General features: G+C 73.1%; 12 protein-coding genes. 7 read left to right on the top strand and 5 right to left on the bottom strand.

The features are described 5' to 3' along the window. Positions 1–206 precede the first annotated feature (206 nt). Positions 207–815 (top strand): adenylosuccinate lyase, encoded by a 609-nt coding sequence (locus PYS65_RS05365; RefSeq protein WP_279332623.1) that lies wholly within the window; start codon positions 207–209, stop codon positions 813–815. Between the two features lie 97 nt (positions 816–912). Here PYS65_RS05365 and PYS65_RS05360 read toward each other — a convergent pair whose 3' ends face one another. From PYS65_RS05360 to PYS65_RS05345, 4 genes are all read right to left on the bottom strand, one after another. Continuing rightward, positions 913–2,490 carry an alpha/beta hydrolase gene (locus PYS65_RS05360; RefSeq protein WP_279332621.1) on the bottom strand — a complete coding sequence of 526 codons (1,578 nt, stop codon included), beginning with the start codon at positions 2,488–2,490 and terminating at the stop codon, positions 913–915. Between the two features lie 327 nt (positions 2,491–2,817). Beyond that, entirely contained in the window at positions 2,818–5,334 is a 2,517-nt protein-coding gene (locus PYS65_RS05355) for a SpoIIE family protein phosphatase (protein ID WP_279332619.1), read from the bottom strand. A gap of 156 nt (positions 5,335–5,490) precedes the next feature. Beyond that, the gene (locus PYS65_RS05350; protein WP_279332617.1) at positions 5,491–8,034 is read right to left on the bottom strand and encodes an MFS transporter; all 2,544 of its coding nucleotides are present in this window, start codon (positions 8,032–8,034) and stop codon (positions 5,491–5,493) included. Positions 8,035–8,204: 170 nt separating this feature from the next. Continuing rightward, positions 8,205–8,648, bottom strand: coding sequence for an SRPBCC family protein (locus PYS65_RS05345; RefSeq protein WP_279337860.1), 444 nt, complete (start codon positions 8,646–8,648; stop codon positions 8,205–8,207). A 453-nt stretch (positions 8,649–9,101) separates the two neighbouring features. Between PYS65_RS05345 and PYS65_RS05335 the strand changes: the two genes are divergently transcribed. From PYS65_RS05335 to PYS65_RS05310, 6 genes are all read left to right on the top strand, one after another. Then, positions 9,102–9,338 carry a hypothetical protein gene (locus tag PYS65_RS05335; protein ID WP_279332616.1) on the top strand — a complete coding sequence of 79 codons (237 nt, stop codon included), beginning with the start codon at positions 9,102–9,104 and terminating at the stop codon, positions 9,336–9,338. 184 nt (positions 9,339–9,522) lie between these two features. Continuing rightward, positions 9,523–10,356, top strand: coding sequence for a M55 family metallopeptidase (locus tag PYS65_RS05330; protein ID WP_279332615.1), 834 nt, complete (start codon positions 9,523–9,525; stop codon positions 10,354–10,356). Beyond that, on the top strand, positions 10,349–11,653 hold the full coding sequence (locus PYS65_RS05325; RefSeq protein WP_279332613.1) for a M20/M25/M40 family metallo-hydrolase: 1,305 nt from the start codon (positions 10,349–10,351) through the stop codon (positions 11,651–11,653). The genes PYS65_RS05330 and PYS65_RS05325 overlap by 8 nt, the downstream gene beginning before the upstream one ends. A 5-nt stretch (positions 11,654–11,658) precedes the next feature. Further along, complete coding sequence (locus tag PYS65_RS05320) at positions 11,659–13,623, top strand: prolyl oligopeptidase family serine peptidase (RefSeq protein WP_279332611.1); 1,965 nt, start codon at positions 11,659–11,661, stop codon at positions 13,621–13,623. Beyond that, positions 13,620–14,555: a S66 peptidase family protein gene (locus tag PYS65_RS05315; RefSeq protein ID WP_279332610.1), complete on the top strand. Its 936-nt coding sequence runs from the start codon at positions 13,620–13,622 to the stop codon at positions 14,553–14,555. The genes PYS65_RS05320 and PYS65_RS05315 overlap by 4 nt, the downstream gene beginning before the upstream one ends. 51 nt (positions 14,556–14,606) lie before the next feature. Continuing rightward, positions 14,607–15,158, top strand: coding sequence for a GNAT family N-acetyltransferase (locus tag PYS65_RS05310; protein ID WP_279332609.1), 552 nt, complete (start codon positions 14,607–14,609; stop codon positions 15,156–15,158). Positions 15,159–15,429: 271 nt separating this feature from the next. Here the strand turns inward: PYS65_RS05310 and PYS65_RS05305 are convergent, their stop codons facing one another. Next, positions 15,430–15,783, bottom strand: a complete 354-nt coding sequence (locus PYS65_RS05305; RefSeq protein WP_279332608.1) for a VOC family protein — start codon at positions 15,781–15,783, stop codon at positions 15,430–15,432. Between the last annotated feature and the right edge of the window lie 65 nt (positions 15,784–15,848).

Here is a 15,848-nt window from a genome sequence, read left to right as displayed (position 1 = left end):
GGCCGAGCCGTACTGCGGTACACGAGTACCGAACCGACTGCACTCACCGTGGTTGCGTCACCAGACCACCGTGAGGAGAAACGAGAAGCAGAACACGAGTGGGTCACTCGCTCCTCTGAGCTTAACTTGCGGGTAACGAGCGCGCCAGCCCCCGGTGTTTGTGATGTACGTCCCGACCGGCCTCCCCGACCCCTAACCTCTGGTGCATGGACGAAGAGTTGCGTTCGCTCACGGAGCGCTTACGGGCCGAGGCGTCCGGCTCGGCGGACCTCGACCGGCTCCTGGCGGTCGAGGACCCCGACGCCCTGGCCGCCGTGCTCACCGAACCCGGGCAGCCGCTGTGGGCCAGGGAACTGGCCGCCTTCCGGCTGGGGTCGGCGGGGGACCGGCGGGCCTTCGAGTCCCTGGTGCTCCTCCTCAACCACCGCGACCCCCCGCGCTGCGCCGCCGCCGCGTACGCGCTGGCCCGGCTCGGCGATCCGCGCACCGCCCGCGCCGCCGCCGCGCTCGCCACCAACGAACTCCGTGTCGCCTACGCCCTGCACCCGGTACGCCTGCTGGTCGAACTGCGCGCCCCGGAAGCGGTGCCCGCCCTGATCACCACCCTGCGGCGCCGGCTGCGCCCCCACGACCCGTACCGCCGGGTCGCCCTCGCGTGTGTGGACGGGCTGGGCGAACTCGGCGACGCCCGCGCCGAACCCGTCCTGAACGAGGCCCTCGCCCACCCGGCGCTGGCCGAGGCGGCGGTCCACGCCCTGGCCCGGATCCCCCGGCAACGCCGGGCATCCGGACCGCACATCCCCGGCCAGAGGTAGCGGGGCCGGCCGAGGGACGCCGACGCCGACGCCGGCGCCCCTCGGCCGGTCGGCCCGTCAGCGGCTCAGCGGCTCAATCGCTCAGCCGCTCAGCCGCTCAGCGGCGGAAGCCGAGCAGGCCGTGCAGGGTCGAACCGCGTGCCGTGCCCGGCGTCGCCTTCGACGTCCGAGGCGTCGGATCGGGCAGGGCGTCGCACACCGCGTCGGCCTGCCCGGGACCGCGTGGCACGGTCCCGTCGGTCAGGTACGCCGCCAGATGCCCGTCGAGGCAGGCGTTGCCGCTCAGCGTGACGCCGTGGTTGCCGCCGTGCTCCTCGACCACCAGGCTGGAGCGGGCGAGCAGCCGGTGGACCGTCACACCGCCCCGGTACGGAGTGGCCGCGTCGCCGGTGGCCTGGAACAGCAGCGTCGGCGGCAGCTTCCCGTTGGCGATGTCCACCGGCCGCAGCGACGGGGCCGGCCAGAACGCGCACGGTGCGTTGTACCAGGCGTTGTTCCAGGTCATGAACGGCGCCTCCTCGTGCACCTCCCGGTTGTCCTTGCGCCACTGCCGCCAGTCCCGCGGCCAGGACGCGTCCCGGCACTCGACCGCCGTGTAGACGCTGTAGCCGTTGTCGCCGGCGGCGTCGACCGCGCCGAAGGCCTCGTACGTCCGGATCAGCGGCTCGGCGTCGCCGTCGTTCGCATACGCCGCGAACGCCTCCGCCAGGTAGGGCCAGTAGCCGTTGTAGTAGCCGCCCGGGAGGAAGGTGTCCTCCAGCTCGGCGACGCCCACCTTGCCGTCGGCGGGTTCCTCGGCCAGGGCCGCGCGCATCGCGTACCACCTGGCCTCGATCTTCTTCGCGTCGGTGCCGAGCCCGTAGGTGGCGTCGTGCTCGGCGATCCAGGCCATGAGGGCGTGGTGGCGCTCGTCGAAGGCGCGGTCCTGGCTCAGGTTGGAGTCGTACCACACCTCGGTGGGGTCGACGATCGAGTCCAGGACCAGGCGCCGCACCCGCTCCGGGAACAGCTTGGCGTACACGGCGCCCAGATAGGTGCCGTAGGAGTAGCCGAGGTAATTGATCTGCTGCGCGCCCAGCGCCTGCCGGATCACGTCCATGTCGCGGGCCGAGCTGACCGTGTTCACGTGCGGCAGCAGATCCGCGTACTTCTTGCCGCAGGCGTCGGCGAACGACTTCACGCGCTCGAGGTTGGCCCGCTCCACCATGGGTGTGCTCGGCACCGGGTTCGGCCGCACCGGGCCGAAGTGGCCCGGCGCGCAGTCCAGCGCGGGCTTGCTCGCACCCACACCGCGCGGGTCGAAGCCGATCACGTCGTACTGGGCGGCCACCTCCTTCGGCAGCGAGGCCGCGACGAACCCGGCGAGCGTCAGCCCGCTGCCGCCGGGGCCGCCCGGGTTCACCAGGAGAGGCCCCTGGTACGTCTTCGCGGTGTGCGGCACGCGGGACAGCGCGAGCGTGATCCTCCGTCCGTCGGGACGGGCGTGGTCGAGCGGCACTTCGACGGACGCGCACTGCAGCGTCGGATGGCTCTCGGTGCCGCACTCCTTCCACACCGGCTTCGCCGCGCGGAACGCGTCGGCGCCGCTCGGCGCGGCCGCTTCGGCGGGCAGGGCCGTCAGGCTCCCGGCCACGACGGCGGCGGCACTGCACAGCACTGCTGCGCGTTTCCTCATGGGGCCTCCCAGGGCGGGGGGTCGGTGAACCGCGGGACTCACGGTCCACGCGGCATCGTCCCGGAATGCGCCCCCGGATGAACGCGTTCTCGCGACACGTGACCCGATCGGGTTGCCCGATGCCCTCGAACGCGTCCGAAGGAGGGAGAGTTGGGGCGGGCCGGGCCCGGGGGATCCGGGGAGCGGCGGCTCGGCCGCCCCGGTGGGCCGGACGCGGTGGGGCAGCTCCGCGCGGGTGGGGCGGCGCGCGGACCGGCACACGGCGCATTCCTTCACGCCTCGTTCGCGTCGGCTCGGCGGCGCGGCAGGGTCACCGGCGCGGCAGGGTCATCGGCGCGGCAGGGCCAGTTCGAACCACACGGTCTTGCCGGAGGTGGTCCGGCTGGTGCCCCACTCCCGCGCGAGCGTGCTGACCACCCGCAGGCCGCGCCCGGCTTCGTCCGTCGGCTCGGCGTCGAGCAGCGTCGGCAGTTCGTGGTCGTCGTCCTCGACCTCGCACAGCAGGGTGTCGCCGTGGACGAGGCGGAGGGCGACGGGCCGGGCGTGGGCGTGCCGTACGGCGTTGGTGACGAGTTCGCTGACCATCAGCTCGGCATGGCCGGCCGGCTTGCCCACACCCCACGCGTGCAGCTGCTCGCGGACCATGGCGCGGGCCCGGGCGACCTCCGACGGGTCGGGGACGAGCCGCCACTCGGCGACGTGGTCGGGCTCGATGCCGCTCAGACGTGCCATCAGCAGGGCCACGTCGTCCTTGCGGCCGCCGCGCCCCGCTTGTGAGAACGTCGCCGCGAGGGAGCGGATGATGGTGTCGCAGGCCGCGTCCATGGACGCGGCCGGGTGGGCGGCGGACGCGCACAGCGTGGCGAGGCCGGCACCGATGTCCTCGCCGCGCACCTCGACCAGCCCGTCCGTGCACATCACCAGCCGGTCGCCGGGCTCCACCCGCACGCGTACCGCCTCGAAGGGCACTCCGCCGACGCCGATCGGGGCGCCGGTGGGCAGGTCGAGCAGTTCGCTGCGGCCGTCCGCCGCACGGACCAGGACCGGCGGGAGGTGCCCGGCGTTGGCGAGGTGGAGCTCGCTCGCGATGGGGTCGTAGACGGCGTACAGGCAGGTCGCCAGGTAGGTGTCGCCGAGCCGCTGCGCGAGGTCGTCGAGATTGCGCAGCAACTGCGCGGGCGGCAGGTCCAGCGCCGCCATGGTCTGCACGGCCGTACGCAACTGGCCCATCATGGCAGCCGAGTTCAGGCCGTGACCCATGACGTCGCCGACGACGAACGCGGTGCGGGCGCCGGGCAGTTTCGCCGAGTCGAACCAGTCGCCGCCGACCCGGCCGAGCAGGGTGCCCGGCAGGTAGCGGGTGGCGATGTCGCAGCCCGCCATGCGCGGCGGGATGTGCGGGAGCATGCTCTCCTGCAGCGTCTCGGCGACGTTCTCCTGGTACGTGTACATGCGCGCGTTGTCGAGCACCAGGCCCGCGCGGGCGGCGAGTTCGGCGCCGGTGACCCGGTCCATGTCGTTGAAGTCCCGCCGCTTCGGGTGGCGCAGCAGGATCATGAAGCCGAGCACGGCGTTGCGTGCCTTCAGCGGCACGACCAGCATGGAGCGGCCGGTGATCAGCGGGCGGATGTCGCGCTTCTCGAACTGCGAGGCGATGGCGTGGCCCATCTCCTCGGTGATGCGCGGCACGAGGACGGGCTCGCCCGTGGTCATGCACCGGAAGAACGGCGTGTGGGCCGGAAAGGGCATGGCCTCGCCGACGGGCACGACGTCGTCCCAGCGGCCGGGTTCGTCGGTGTGCTCGAGGGCGACCCGGTGCCACAGGGTGGTGGTGTCGGGCACGCCCTCGTCGAACCCCTCGCCGGCGACGACCTGTTCCCGCAGATAGGTGCCGGCGACGTCGGTGAAGCGGGGCACGACGGCCTTGCTGACCTCGACGACGGTCCGCGACAGGTCGAGGGAGGTGCCGATCCGGGAGCTGACCTCGTTGAGGAACTCCAGGTGCTCGCGGACGGCGGCGTACTCGAGGTCCTCGACCTCGCCCCGCAGTTCCTCGGGCATCGGCTCGCCGGCCGCGCGGGCCCGTGCCGCCCGCTCCCGGCGCGCCGTACGCTCGGCGCGCCGGGGCACCCCCCAGTCGGGGGTGACGGGCACCCGGTCGTTCTGGCTGAACTCAAGTACGGGATAGCCCAGTTCGAGGACCTGGGTGACGATGCGGGCGCTCTCCTCGACGCTCATGCTGGGCAGGATCTCGGAGAGCCGGCGGGCCAGGTCCGCGGAGCCGGGGAAGTCGGTGTGCAGGGCGAATCCGGGGGCGATCCGCTGGAACACCTCCGTCTCCTCGCCGTGCAGCGCCTCCGCGTCGGCGGCGAGCACCAGCAGCCGTTCACGCCCGGGGCCTATCAGCGGGTAGGCCCACCACAGCACGTCGACCCGGCCGGACCGGGGCACGTCGGCGGTGGCGGCGAGGCGGGCACGGCCCGCGGCCGGATAGGAGAGGCCCTGGTCGAGGGAGGACTCGAGGCCAGGGCCGGGACCGTCGGAGGCTGCGTACGAACCGTACGAGCCGGGTGAACCGGGCCGGGCGCCCGGCCCGCCCTCCCCCTCGCCGCCGTCGGGGAGGGCCCCGGAGACGGGCAGCAGATCGGCGGCGGAGCGGCCGAGGGCGTCATCCTTGGCGAGCCCGAACAGGCGCCGCGCTCCCGCGCCCCAGTGCGAGACGAGCCCGTCGCGGTCCACCACGACGACGGCCAGCGGGATGCGGCCGGCGCCGAGGGCCTCGGCCGACTCGCCGTCCTGGCCTCCCTGGTCGACCGGTGCGTCCCGCTTGGTGCCACGGTCCATGGCCCAGGCCCTCTCTCCCCACGGCTCCCAAGATCTGTACCGTCGTCACCACCGTACGGCCACGGCTGGTGGCGATGTGAGGCAATACGGGAATTGCCCACCGGGTTGGCATCCGGGTCCAGCCCGTGAGCACTCCTCTCGGTCCTCTCGGTCTTCTCAGTCCTCGTGGCCCAGTTGCAGGTCCCGTTCGGTGCGGCCGCCCCCGGCGACCTGGAGCACGGTCGCGACCGGCGGGTAGCCGGCGGCGATGACGGTGTACTCGCCGGACGACAGGTCGACGAACCGGAAGGTTCCGTCCGGTCCGGTGGTGAGGGTGTCGACCACGTTGCCCGCCGCGTCCAGCAGGGTCACGCGCGCGTCCTCCACGGCCCGCCCGCCGCCGGCCCGCACGGTGCCGCGCAGCACGGCGCCGCCGGCCAGTTCGACGTCCTGACGGGTCTCCCGGGCGGCCTGGACGGTGACGGGGAGTGCGGCCGGGCGGAACGCGGGCGCGCTCGCGGCGAGGGTGTACTCACCGGCCACCAGCTCGGTGATCTCGTAGCCGCCCTCCCGGCCGCTGCGGGTGGTGGCGACGACCTCGCCGTGGACGTTGGTCAGGGTCACGATGGCGTCCCGTACGGGCGAGCCGTCGGCGGTGAGCACACAGCCGGCGAGGCGGCCCGCGCCCCCGAGGACGACGTCCAGTTCGACGGGCCGCTCGCCGACGGTCACCGAGACCGCCTGCGGCTGGTGCCCGCCCGCGGCGGCGATCAGGACGTACGATCCCGGGCCGGGGGTGGCCAGCGCGTACCGCCCGTCGGCACCGCTCGCGCCCCGCCCGATCTGCTGCCCGGCGACGTCGATGAGGGTGAGCGCGGCGCGCGGTACCACGGTTCCGTCCGGATGCTGGACGGTGCCGCAGACGGCGATGCCCGCGGCGTGCGGCGACCTGGCCGGCGGCACGGGGGCCGCCGTGTGCGGCGTTTCCGCTGTCGGGCCGGCGGTGGGGGCGTAGTGGGACACCAGGGGTTTCTCCTTGAGGAAGAAGGTGATGAACAGACCGAGGACGAGCACCGGCACCAGGTAGAGGAAGATGCGCGGCATGGCGTCGGCGTAGGCCTGGATGTAGAGGTCGCGCAGTGCGGGCGGCAGCGCGTGCACGAGCTGCGGGGTGATCGACTCGGCGTCGGGCAGCCCCGCGCCCTCCCCCGCCGGGAGCCGCTCGGCGAGCGCGTCGGTGAGCCGGCCGGCGAAGAGGGTGCCGAAGACCGCGGCGCCGACGCTGCCGCCGATCTGCCGGAAGTAGTTGTTGGCGCTGGTGGCGGTGCCGAGGTCGCCGGGGCGCACGGAGTTCTGCACGGCGAGGACCAGGACGGGCATCACCATGCCGATGCCGGCGCCGAGGACGGCCATCCAGATGCTGTAGTGCAGCCGGGGAGTGTCGGGTTCGAGACGGGACAGCAGCCACATGCCGGCGATCGAGAGGACGGCGCCGAGCAGGGGGTGGCTCCGGTAGCGGCCGGTCCGGCTGATGAGCTGCCCCGAGACGATGGAGGCGCCGACGATGCCGGCCATCATGGGCAGCATCAGCAGGCCCGACTCGGTGGCCGTGGCCCCGTCGACCATCTGCAGGTACGTCGGCAGGTAGCTGGCCGCGCCGAACAGGGCGACGCCGATCACCAGCCCGACCAGGGCGGTGACGTTGAAGACGGAATCCCTGAACAGCCGGAGCGGGATGAGGGGTTCGGCGGCGAAGCGCTCGACGACGAGGAAGAGCACGGTGGCCGCCGCGCCGCCCGCGCCGAGACCGAGGACGACGCGTGAGTCCCAGGCGTACTCGCTCCCGCCCCAACTGGTCAGCAGCACCAGGCAGGTGGAGGCCGTGGCCAGCAGCAGCGCGCCGAGGACGTCCAGCCGGGGCCTGGCGGAGGGCTTGGGGAGCTTCAGCACCAGGGCGACGACGATCAGGGTCAGGACGCCGAAGGGCACGTTGAAGTAGAAACACCAGCGCCATGAGAGATGGTCGGTGAAGTAGCCGCCGAGCAGCGGCCCGGCGACCGAGGCGAGGCCGAAGGCGGCACCGATCAGGCCCATGAACCGGCCGCGTTCCCGTGCGGGCACGATGTCCGCGATGATCGTCTGGACGCCGATCATCAGCCCGCCCGCGCCGACGCCCTGCACCGCGCGGTAGGCGATCAGCTGGTCCATGGTCTGTGCCCGGCCCGCGAGCGCGGAGCCGACGACGAAGACGACGATCGCGAACTGGAAGACGCCCTTGCGGCCGAACAGGTCGCCGAGTTTGCCGTAGATCGGCAGTCCGATGGTGGCGGTGAGCAGATAGGCGGTGATCGCCCAGGACATCCGGTCCAGGCCGTGCAGTTCGCCGACGATCTTCGGCAGGGCGGTGGCGACGATCATCTGCTCGAGGGCGGCGAGCAGCAGCGCCAGCATCAGCGCGAAGAACACCAGCCGCACCCTGCGCCGGCTCAACGCCGGGCCCACCGGCCCCTGATCGGGCTCCGCACCGGGTTCCGCGTCGTCATCCGGGCCGTACTGCGCGTCGTACTGCGCGGCGTACTCCGGACCGTACTCCGCGTCGTACCCCAAGGCCGGCTCCGGACCCGGCCCGTGGGTCCGTTCCGGAGGCGGGCGCTCGGCCGACGGGATCGCCGCCGCGACCGGTTCGTCCTGCGTCAGAGTGATCCCGCCGGTACCGCCCACGTGCCGCTCCCCTCGTCGCGCTGCCACACAATTCCCGCGTAAAAGCGACAACTACGAGCAAGCGCGACGAGTTACGGCATGCGGAAGGTCGGTGCGGAGATCACCCGAACCGGTGAGGAGAGCGGCCCGGGGGCCAACCTCCCCTCGTGGCCGGCTTCTTGAAGCGGCGGCTACTTCTCGACCTCGGCGGCCAGCCTGGCGAGCAGCGCGTCGTAGATGCGCCCGAGCCCCTTGGGTGCGAAGGTCCTCTCGAAGAAGCCGCCGATGCCGCCCGCACCCGTCCACGTGGTGGTCACGACGACCCGGGACCTGCCCTCGCCGGCCGGGGTGACGCGCCAGACGGTGACCATGGAGGAGTTGCGGTCCTTCTCGACCAGTTCGCCGTCGCTCGGCTCGGTGACCTCCAGGAGGCAGTCGCGGACGCGCTTGCTGGTGGCCTGGAGCTTCCAGTGGACGAGGCTGCCCTCCCCGTCGCCGCCCTCCCGGACCTCGTACTCGCTGAACTGCTCGGGCAGCAGCCTCGCGCGCGTGCCGCTGTAGTCGGCGATGGCGTCGAACACCGTCTCCGCGTCCGCCGCGACGATCCGCTCCGTAGTGGCCTCGACCTGCGCCATCGATTTCCTCCAGGACATGAGTTCTCAGGGTGCTCAAAGGGTCGGGGCAAGCCAATCACCCCCTCGCCCGGCCCCCAAATCGGGAGTCCGGAACTGATCGGGAGAGTGACCGAAGATGTCGCTCACCCGATCAAGGGAACGTTTGTTCTATTCTGTGGGTCAGTGCTGCCGAGGAGGTGTCATGCGCGGGGAGAACCTCGCACCGGACTCCGGACACGGCCGGGCCGACGCCGCGCTGTCCGGCGCGGAGACGGTGACCACCCGTACCTCCGGCACACCGGAGTGCGCGCATCGCGTTCCACGAGATCCGCGCCCGCTCGCTCCCCCCAGTGCCCGGAGCCTCCCGCACGCCTTCGAGCGGGCCGTGAGCCCCTGCCGGGGCTCCACGCGCGTGTCCACGCACGTCACTTCCTGACTTCCTGACCCCATTTTCCGGTTTTCCGGGGAGGCACAGTGTCCACCGCACCGAACGCGGACAAGGCATGGAAGACCATGGCCCGATCTCTTGCGGACCCGACCGACTCCGACCGCCCGACCGACTCCGACCGCCCGACGGCCACCGGCCGAGCGGGAGCCGCCGCCTGTCGCACCCTCCTCGAGGGCCACGCAGCCCGCGCCGCGGACGACTCCACCGCCGAGCCGTGGCTGCTTCTGCGGGAGCGCACCGCCGGCCGTCTCCGGCATGTGTGAACTCCTGCCGCACCACCAGGTCTGCGAGCCCGTCTGCGGCGGGGCGCGAGAACCGTCCTGTCGGCGGCTTGCGCACCACACCCAGGAATCCCTCAGCGAGGCGAGCGGGCCGTCATTGGTCTGGCCCGGTGAGAGTTTTCCACAGGCCTGGCCGCGCTTCGGCACCACGACGTAGCGTGAGCGCATGAAGATCCTCATCAGCGCGGACATGGAGGGCGCCACCGGCGTCACCTGGCCCGCCGACGTGCTGCCGGGCACACCGCAGTGGGAGCGCTGCCGGTCGATGTTCACCTCCGACGTCGACGCCGCCGTGCGAGGCTTCTTCGACGGCGGCGCCGACGAGGTGCTGATCAACGAGGCGCACTGGAGCATGCGCAACCTGCTCCTGGAGCGGCTCGACGAGCGGGCCGAGATGCTCACCGGGCGGCACAAGTCGCTGTCCATGGTGGAGGGCGTGCAGCACGGCGACGTGGACGGCATCGCGTTCATCGGCTACCACGCGGGAGCCGGTATGGAGGGTGTCCTCGCGCACACCTACCTCGCCAACTCCATCACCGGAGTGTGGCTGAACGGCGAACGGGCCAGCGAGGGCCTGCTCAACGCGGCCGTGGTCGCCGAGTACGGGGTGCCGGTCGTCCTGGTCACCGGCGACGACGTGGCCTGCGAGGACGCCCTCGGCTACGCGCCGGGGGCGCTGAAGGTCGCGGTCAAGGACCATGTGTCGCGGTACGCGGCCGTGTGCCGCACGCCCGCCCGGACGGCCGCCGACATCCGGGCCGCGGCGAAGGAGGCCGCCGCGCTGGCGGGCCGCCGGGAGCCGGTGGCGGCCGGCCCCTTCACCGTCGAGGTGGAGTTCGACGCGGAGCACCTGGCGATGGCCGTCACCGTGGTGCCGGGCGTGATCCGCGCCGGCGAGCGGAAGGTGGCGTACACGAGCGGGACCATGCACGACGGGATCCGCACCTTCAAGGCGGTCACCACGATCGCCTCGGCCGCGGTGGAGGAGCAGTATGGCTGACGAACGTGCCCTGGACGAGGTCGTGACGTTCACCTCCGAACTCATCCGGATCGACACCACCAACAGGGGCGGGGGCGACTGCCGGGAGCGGCCCGCCGCCGAGTACGCGGCGGAGCGGCTCGCCGGGGCGGGCCTGGAGCCGGTGCTGCTGGAGCGCACCCCCGGCCGGACCAACGTCGTCGCGCGCCTCGCGGGCACCGACCCGACGGCCGACGCGCTCCTCGTCCACGGCCACCTCGACGTCGTACCGGCCGAGGCCGCCGACTGGAGCGTGCACCCGTTCTCCGGCGAGGTGCGCGACGGGGTGGTCTGGGGCCGCGGCGCCGTCGACATGAAGAACATGGACGCGATGATCCTCGCCGTGGTGCGGGCCTGGGCACGGCAGGGCGTGCGGCCCCGGCGCGACATCGTGATCGCGTTCACCGCGGACGAGGAGGCCAGCGCCGAGGACGGCTCCGGGTTCCTCGCCGACCGGCACGCGGCGCTCTTCGAGGGCTGCACCGAGGGGATCAGCGAATCGGGCGCCTTCACCGTCCACGACGGCGCCGGCCGGCAGCTCTACCCGATCGCGGCGGGGGAGCGCGGTACGGCCTGGCTGAAGCTGACCGCGCGCGGGCGGGCCGGGCACGGCTCCAAGGTCAACCGGGACAACGCGGTGACCCGCCTCGCCGCCTCGGTCACCCGCATAGGCGAGTACGAGTGGCCGCTGCGGCTGACCCCGACGGTCCGTGCGGCACTCACCGAACTCGCCGCCCTGTACGGCGTCGACCCCGACCTGTCCGACGTGGACACGCTGCTCACCAAGCTGGGCCCGGCGGCGAAACTCGTCGAGCACACCCTCCGCAACAGCAGCAACCCGACGATGCTGGACGCCGGTTACAAGCTCAACGTGATCCCCGGACAGGCCGTGGCCCACATCGACGGACGGTTCCTGCCCGGTGGGGAGGACGAGTTCCGCGCCACCTTGGACCGGCTCACGGGGCCGGACGTGGACTGGGAGTTCGAGCACCGCGAGCCGGCTCTCGAGGCACCGCTGGACTCGACGACGTTCGCGCGGATGCGGGCCGCCGTGCAGGAGTTCGCACCCGAGGGGCACCCCGTGCCGTACTGCATGTCCGGCGGCACGGACGCCAAGCAGTTCTCCCGCCTCGGCATCACCGGTTACGGGTTCGCCCCGCTGAAACTGCCGGAGGGCTTCGACTACCAGGCCCTCTTCCACGGAGTCGACGAGCGCGTCCCGGTCGAGGCGCTCCACTTCGGTGTCCGCGTCCTCGACCGGTTCCTGCGGACGGTCTGAGCGAAATGGGGGAAACGGTGCAGACCCTGCCCTACGGCGAGTGGCCCTCGCCCATCGACGCGGCCACGGCCGCGGCACACGACGGGAAGCCCGAGTTCGTGGGGTTCGTCGGGGACGAGGTGTGGTGGACCGAGCCCCGGCCCGCCGAGGGCGGCCGGCGCACCCTGGTGCGCCGGCACTCCGACGGAACCGAGGAGTCCGTGCTGCCAGCGCCGTGGAACGTGCGCAGCCGGGTCGTCGAGTACGGCGGACGGCCCTGGGCCGGGTTCGTCCGGGACGACGACCCTCTCGTGGTCTTCGTGAACTTCGCCGACCAGCGCCTCTACCGCTGTGAACCCGGCGGTGAGCCGCGTCCGCTGACCCCGCTCTCCCCGGTGGGGCAGGGGCTGCGCTGGGCCGAGCCGACGCTGCTGCCGGACCGCGGCGAGGTGTGGTGCGTCCTGGAGGAGTTCACCGGCGACGGACCGAGCGAGGTGCGCCGCGTCCTGGCCGCCGTACCGCTGGACGGCTCGGCCGCCGAGGACCGCGGCGCCGTCCGTGAACTCACCGACGACCGGCACCGGTTCGTCACCGGTCCGCGACTGTCACCCGACGGGCGGCACGTCGCCTGGCTGGCCTGGGACCACCCGCGCATGCCGTGGGACGGCACCGAACTGCGTCTCGCCGAGGCCGCACCCGACGGCACCCTGCACCACGCCCGCACCGTGGCCGGCGGCCCCGACGAGTCCATCGCCCAGGCCGACTGGACGCACGACGGCCGGCTGCTGCACACGAGCGACCGCACCGGCTGGTGGAACCTCTACCGCGACGGCGAACCGGTCTGCCCGCGCGAGGAGGAGTTCGGCGGCCCGCTGTGGCAGCCGGGGTCGCGCTGGTTCACCCCGCTGGACAGCGGTCTGATCGCCGTCGTGCACGGCCGGGGCGCCACCGCGCTCGGCATACTCGACCCCGAGACGGGCGAGGTCGTCGACGCCGCCGGGCCCTGGACCGAGTTCGCGCCCACGCTCGCGGCGCACGGCGAGCGGGTCGTCGCCGTCGGCGCCGGGCCCCGCAGCGCCCCCGAGGTGGTGGAACTGGACACCCGCACCGGCAGGACCCGGGTGATCGGCGCCCCGCACAAGGACGCCGTGGACCCCGCCCACTACCCCGACCCGCAGGCCCGCACCTTCACCGGTCCGGGCGGCCGGGAGATCCACGCCCACGTGTACCCGCCGCACCACCCCGACTGCGTCGCGCCCGACGGCCAACTGCCGCCGTACGTGATCCGGGCGCACGGCGGACCCACCGGCCGGGCTCCCCTCGTGCTCGACCTGGGGATCGCCTACCTCACCTCACGCGGCATCGGCGTCGTGGAGGTCGACTACGGCGGCTCCACCGGATACGGACGTGCCTACCGCGAACGGCTGCGCGAGCAGTGGGGCGTGGTCGACGTCGAGGACTGCGCGGCCGTCGCGCTCGCCCTCGCCGACGAGGGCACCGCCGACCGCGACCGGCTCGCCGTCCGCGGCGGCAGCGCCGGCGGCTGGACCGCGGCCGCCTCCCTCACCACGACCGACGTCTACGCCTGCGGCACCATCCTCTACCCGGTGCTCGACCTGACGGGCTGGGGCCCGGGGGAGACCCACGACTTCGAGTCCGAGTACCTCGAGAGCCTCATCGGCCCGCGCGCCGAGGTCCCCGAGCGGTACGCCGAACGCTCGCCCGCCGCGCACGCCGACCGGCTCACCGTCCCCTTCCTGCTGCTCCAGGGCCTGGACGACGTCATCTGCCCTCCCGCGCAGTGCGAGCGGTTCCTGGCCCGGCTGGAGGGCGGCAAGGTGCCGCACGCGTACATCGCCTTCGAGGGCGAGGGGCACGGCTTCCGGCGCGCGGACACCATGGTGCGCGCCCTGGAGGCGGAACTGTCGTTGTACGCCCAGGTGTTCGGCCTGACGGTGCGCGGCGTGCCGGTACTGGAGCTCACCGAATGAGCAGGGTCGAGCCGTTGCTGCGGCCGCCCCGGCCCGGTCCCGGGGCCCGGGTGGCCGTCGTCGCGCCCAGCGGGCCCGTGCCCGAGGAGCGGCTCCAGGCCGGTCTCGACGTGCTGCGCGGCTGGGACCTCGACCCGGTGGTCGCCCCCCATGTCCTGGGTCGGCACCGCGACTTCGACTACCTGGCCGGCACGGACGCCGAGCGGGCCGCCGACCTGCAGTCCGCCTGGTGCGACCCCGCCGTGGACGTGGTGATGTGCGCCCGGGGCGGCTACGGCGCGCAGCGCATGGCCGACCTGCTCGACTGGACGGCGATGCGGGCCGCCGGGCCGAAGGTGTTCGTCGGGTTCAGCGACATCACCGCCCTGCACGAGGCGTTCGCCACCCGGCTCGGCCTGGTCACCCTGCACGGGCCGATGGCGGCGGGCATCGACTTCGTCAAGAACGCACGCGCGCAGGACCACCTGAAGGCGACCCTCCTCGCCCCGGAGACCGTCCGCACCCTCACCTCCCCCGAGGGCACCGCGCTGGTCCCCGGGAGGGCGCGGGGCGTCACCCTAGGCGGCTGCCTCGCCCTGCTCGCCGCCGACCTCGGCACCCCGCACGCCAGAGGCTCCGCGCGCGGCGGGCTGCTGTGCCTGGAGGACGTGGGGGAGGAGCCGTACCGGCTCGACCGGTACCTCACCCAACTCCTGCGGGCCGGATGGTTCGACGGGGTGGCGGGGCTGCTGCTCGGCTCCTGGGCGCAGTGTGGGCCGTACGAGACGGTGCGGGCCCTGCTCGCCGACCGGCTCGGCGGCCTGGGCGTGCCCGTGGCCGAGCGGTTCGGCTTCGGTCACTGCGACGGGGCGCTCACCGTCCCCTTCGGCGTCCCGGCCGAACTCGACGCGGAGGCGGGCACCCTGACACTCGACGAACCGGCACTGAGCTGAGCCCGTCCGGCGGCCCCGGCGTGCCCGGTATGCCCGGGGTAGGGTCGCACCGTGCCGCACACCGCCTCCCGTCACCTCGCCGAGGGCCCCCGCGTGGGGATACGGCACCTCACCCACGCGGACAGCGCGGAGTTCACCGCCCGCGCCCGGGAGAGCAAGGACCTGCACCGCCCCTGGCTGTTCCCGCCGGACCACGCCGCGGCGTACTCCGCGTACGCCGAGCAGCTGATCCGGGACCCCGCCAAGGCCGGCTTCCTGGTCTGCGAGAAGGCCGACGGTTCCATCGCCGCTTTCATCAACATCAACAACATCGTCCACGGCGCGTTCCAGAGCGGCGCCCTCGGCTACGGCGCGTTCGCGCACGCGGCGGGGCGCGGCCTGATGCGCGAAGGGCTGGACCTCGTCGTACGGCACGCGTTCGGGCCGATGCGGCTGCACCGGCTGGAGATCAACGTGCAGCCCGCCAACGCCGCCTCCATCGCCCTGGCCCGCAGCTGCGGGTTCCGCCTGGAGGGCTTCTCACCGGACATGCTCTTCATCGACGGGGCCTGGCGCGACCACGAACGCTGGGCGCTCACCCAGGAGATGCGCGGGCCCCACTGACCCGCTGTCCGCGCCGCCATTCTCCCGGTCGGCGCGTCCCGCCCCTGTTCGGACGGGCGGCCGCGGCTTCCATGGATGACTGTGACGATATCCGGCGTGCTGCGGCGCCCCTGCCCGCCGCACCCTGGGCCCGGACGATTCCCTGCCCGTCCTGCGCCCCTCGACGGGCACACCGCATCGAGGACCGCGACAAGGAGGGCCTGCCACGCTGCATGGCCCGGCAGGTCGGCATGCGCCCCACACCGTGACCGCGTGACTCGGACCGCGTGACTCAGACGGTGGCGCGGCGGTCCGCGTACTCGTAGACCGCCCCGTCCGGGTGCCGTGCGATGAGGTTGCGGCCCACCGGGGTGGGGAGCGGGCCTGCGACGATGTCCGCGCTCATCTCCGCGAGTACCCGACCGGCCTCCTCGACGTCCTGCACCGCGTTGGTCGCCGCCACCTTGCGCAGCACGTCCAGTTCGGCCGCGGGACCGCTCATCAGCAGGAAACAGCCGACCGCGGCCACGTGGACACCGGCCCGCTCGAAGCGGAGCGCCTTGCCTCCCGCCAGCCGCTCGTAGAAGGGGATCGCGGTCTCGATGTCGTCGACGCAGACGCGCAGCGTGGCACCCAGTATCTCCATAGGACGAGCCTAGGGTTTTTCGTCTGGATCACGCCGGACTTCCGGGAGGCCGGAAAGCGCCGGAG

Origin of the sequence: Streptomyces cathayae (assembly GCF_029760955.1) — a bacterium.
Classification (GTDB): Bacteria; Actinomycetota; Actinomycetes; order Streptomycetales; family Streptomycetaceae; genus Streptomyces; species Streptomyces cathayae.
Note: the sequence above shows the minus strand (reverse complement) of the source record. Positions and strands in the feature narration are given on the sequence as shown.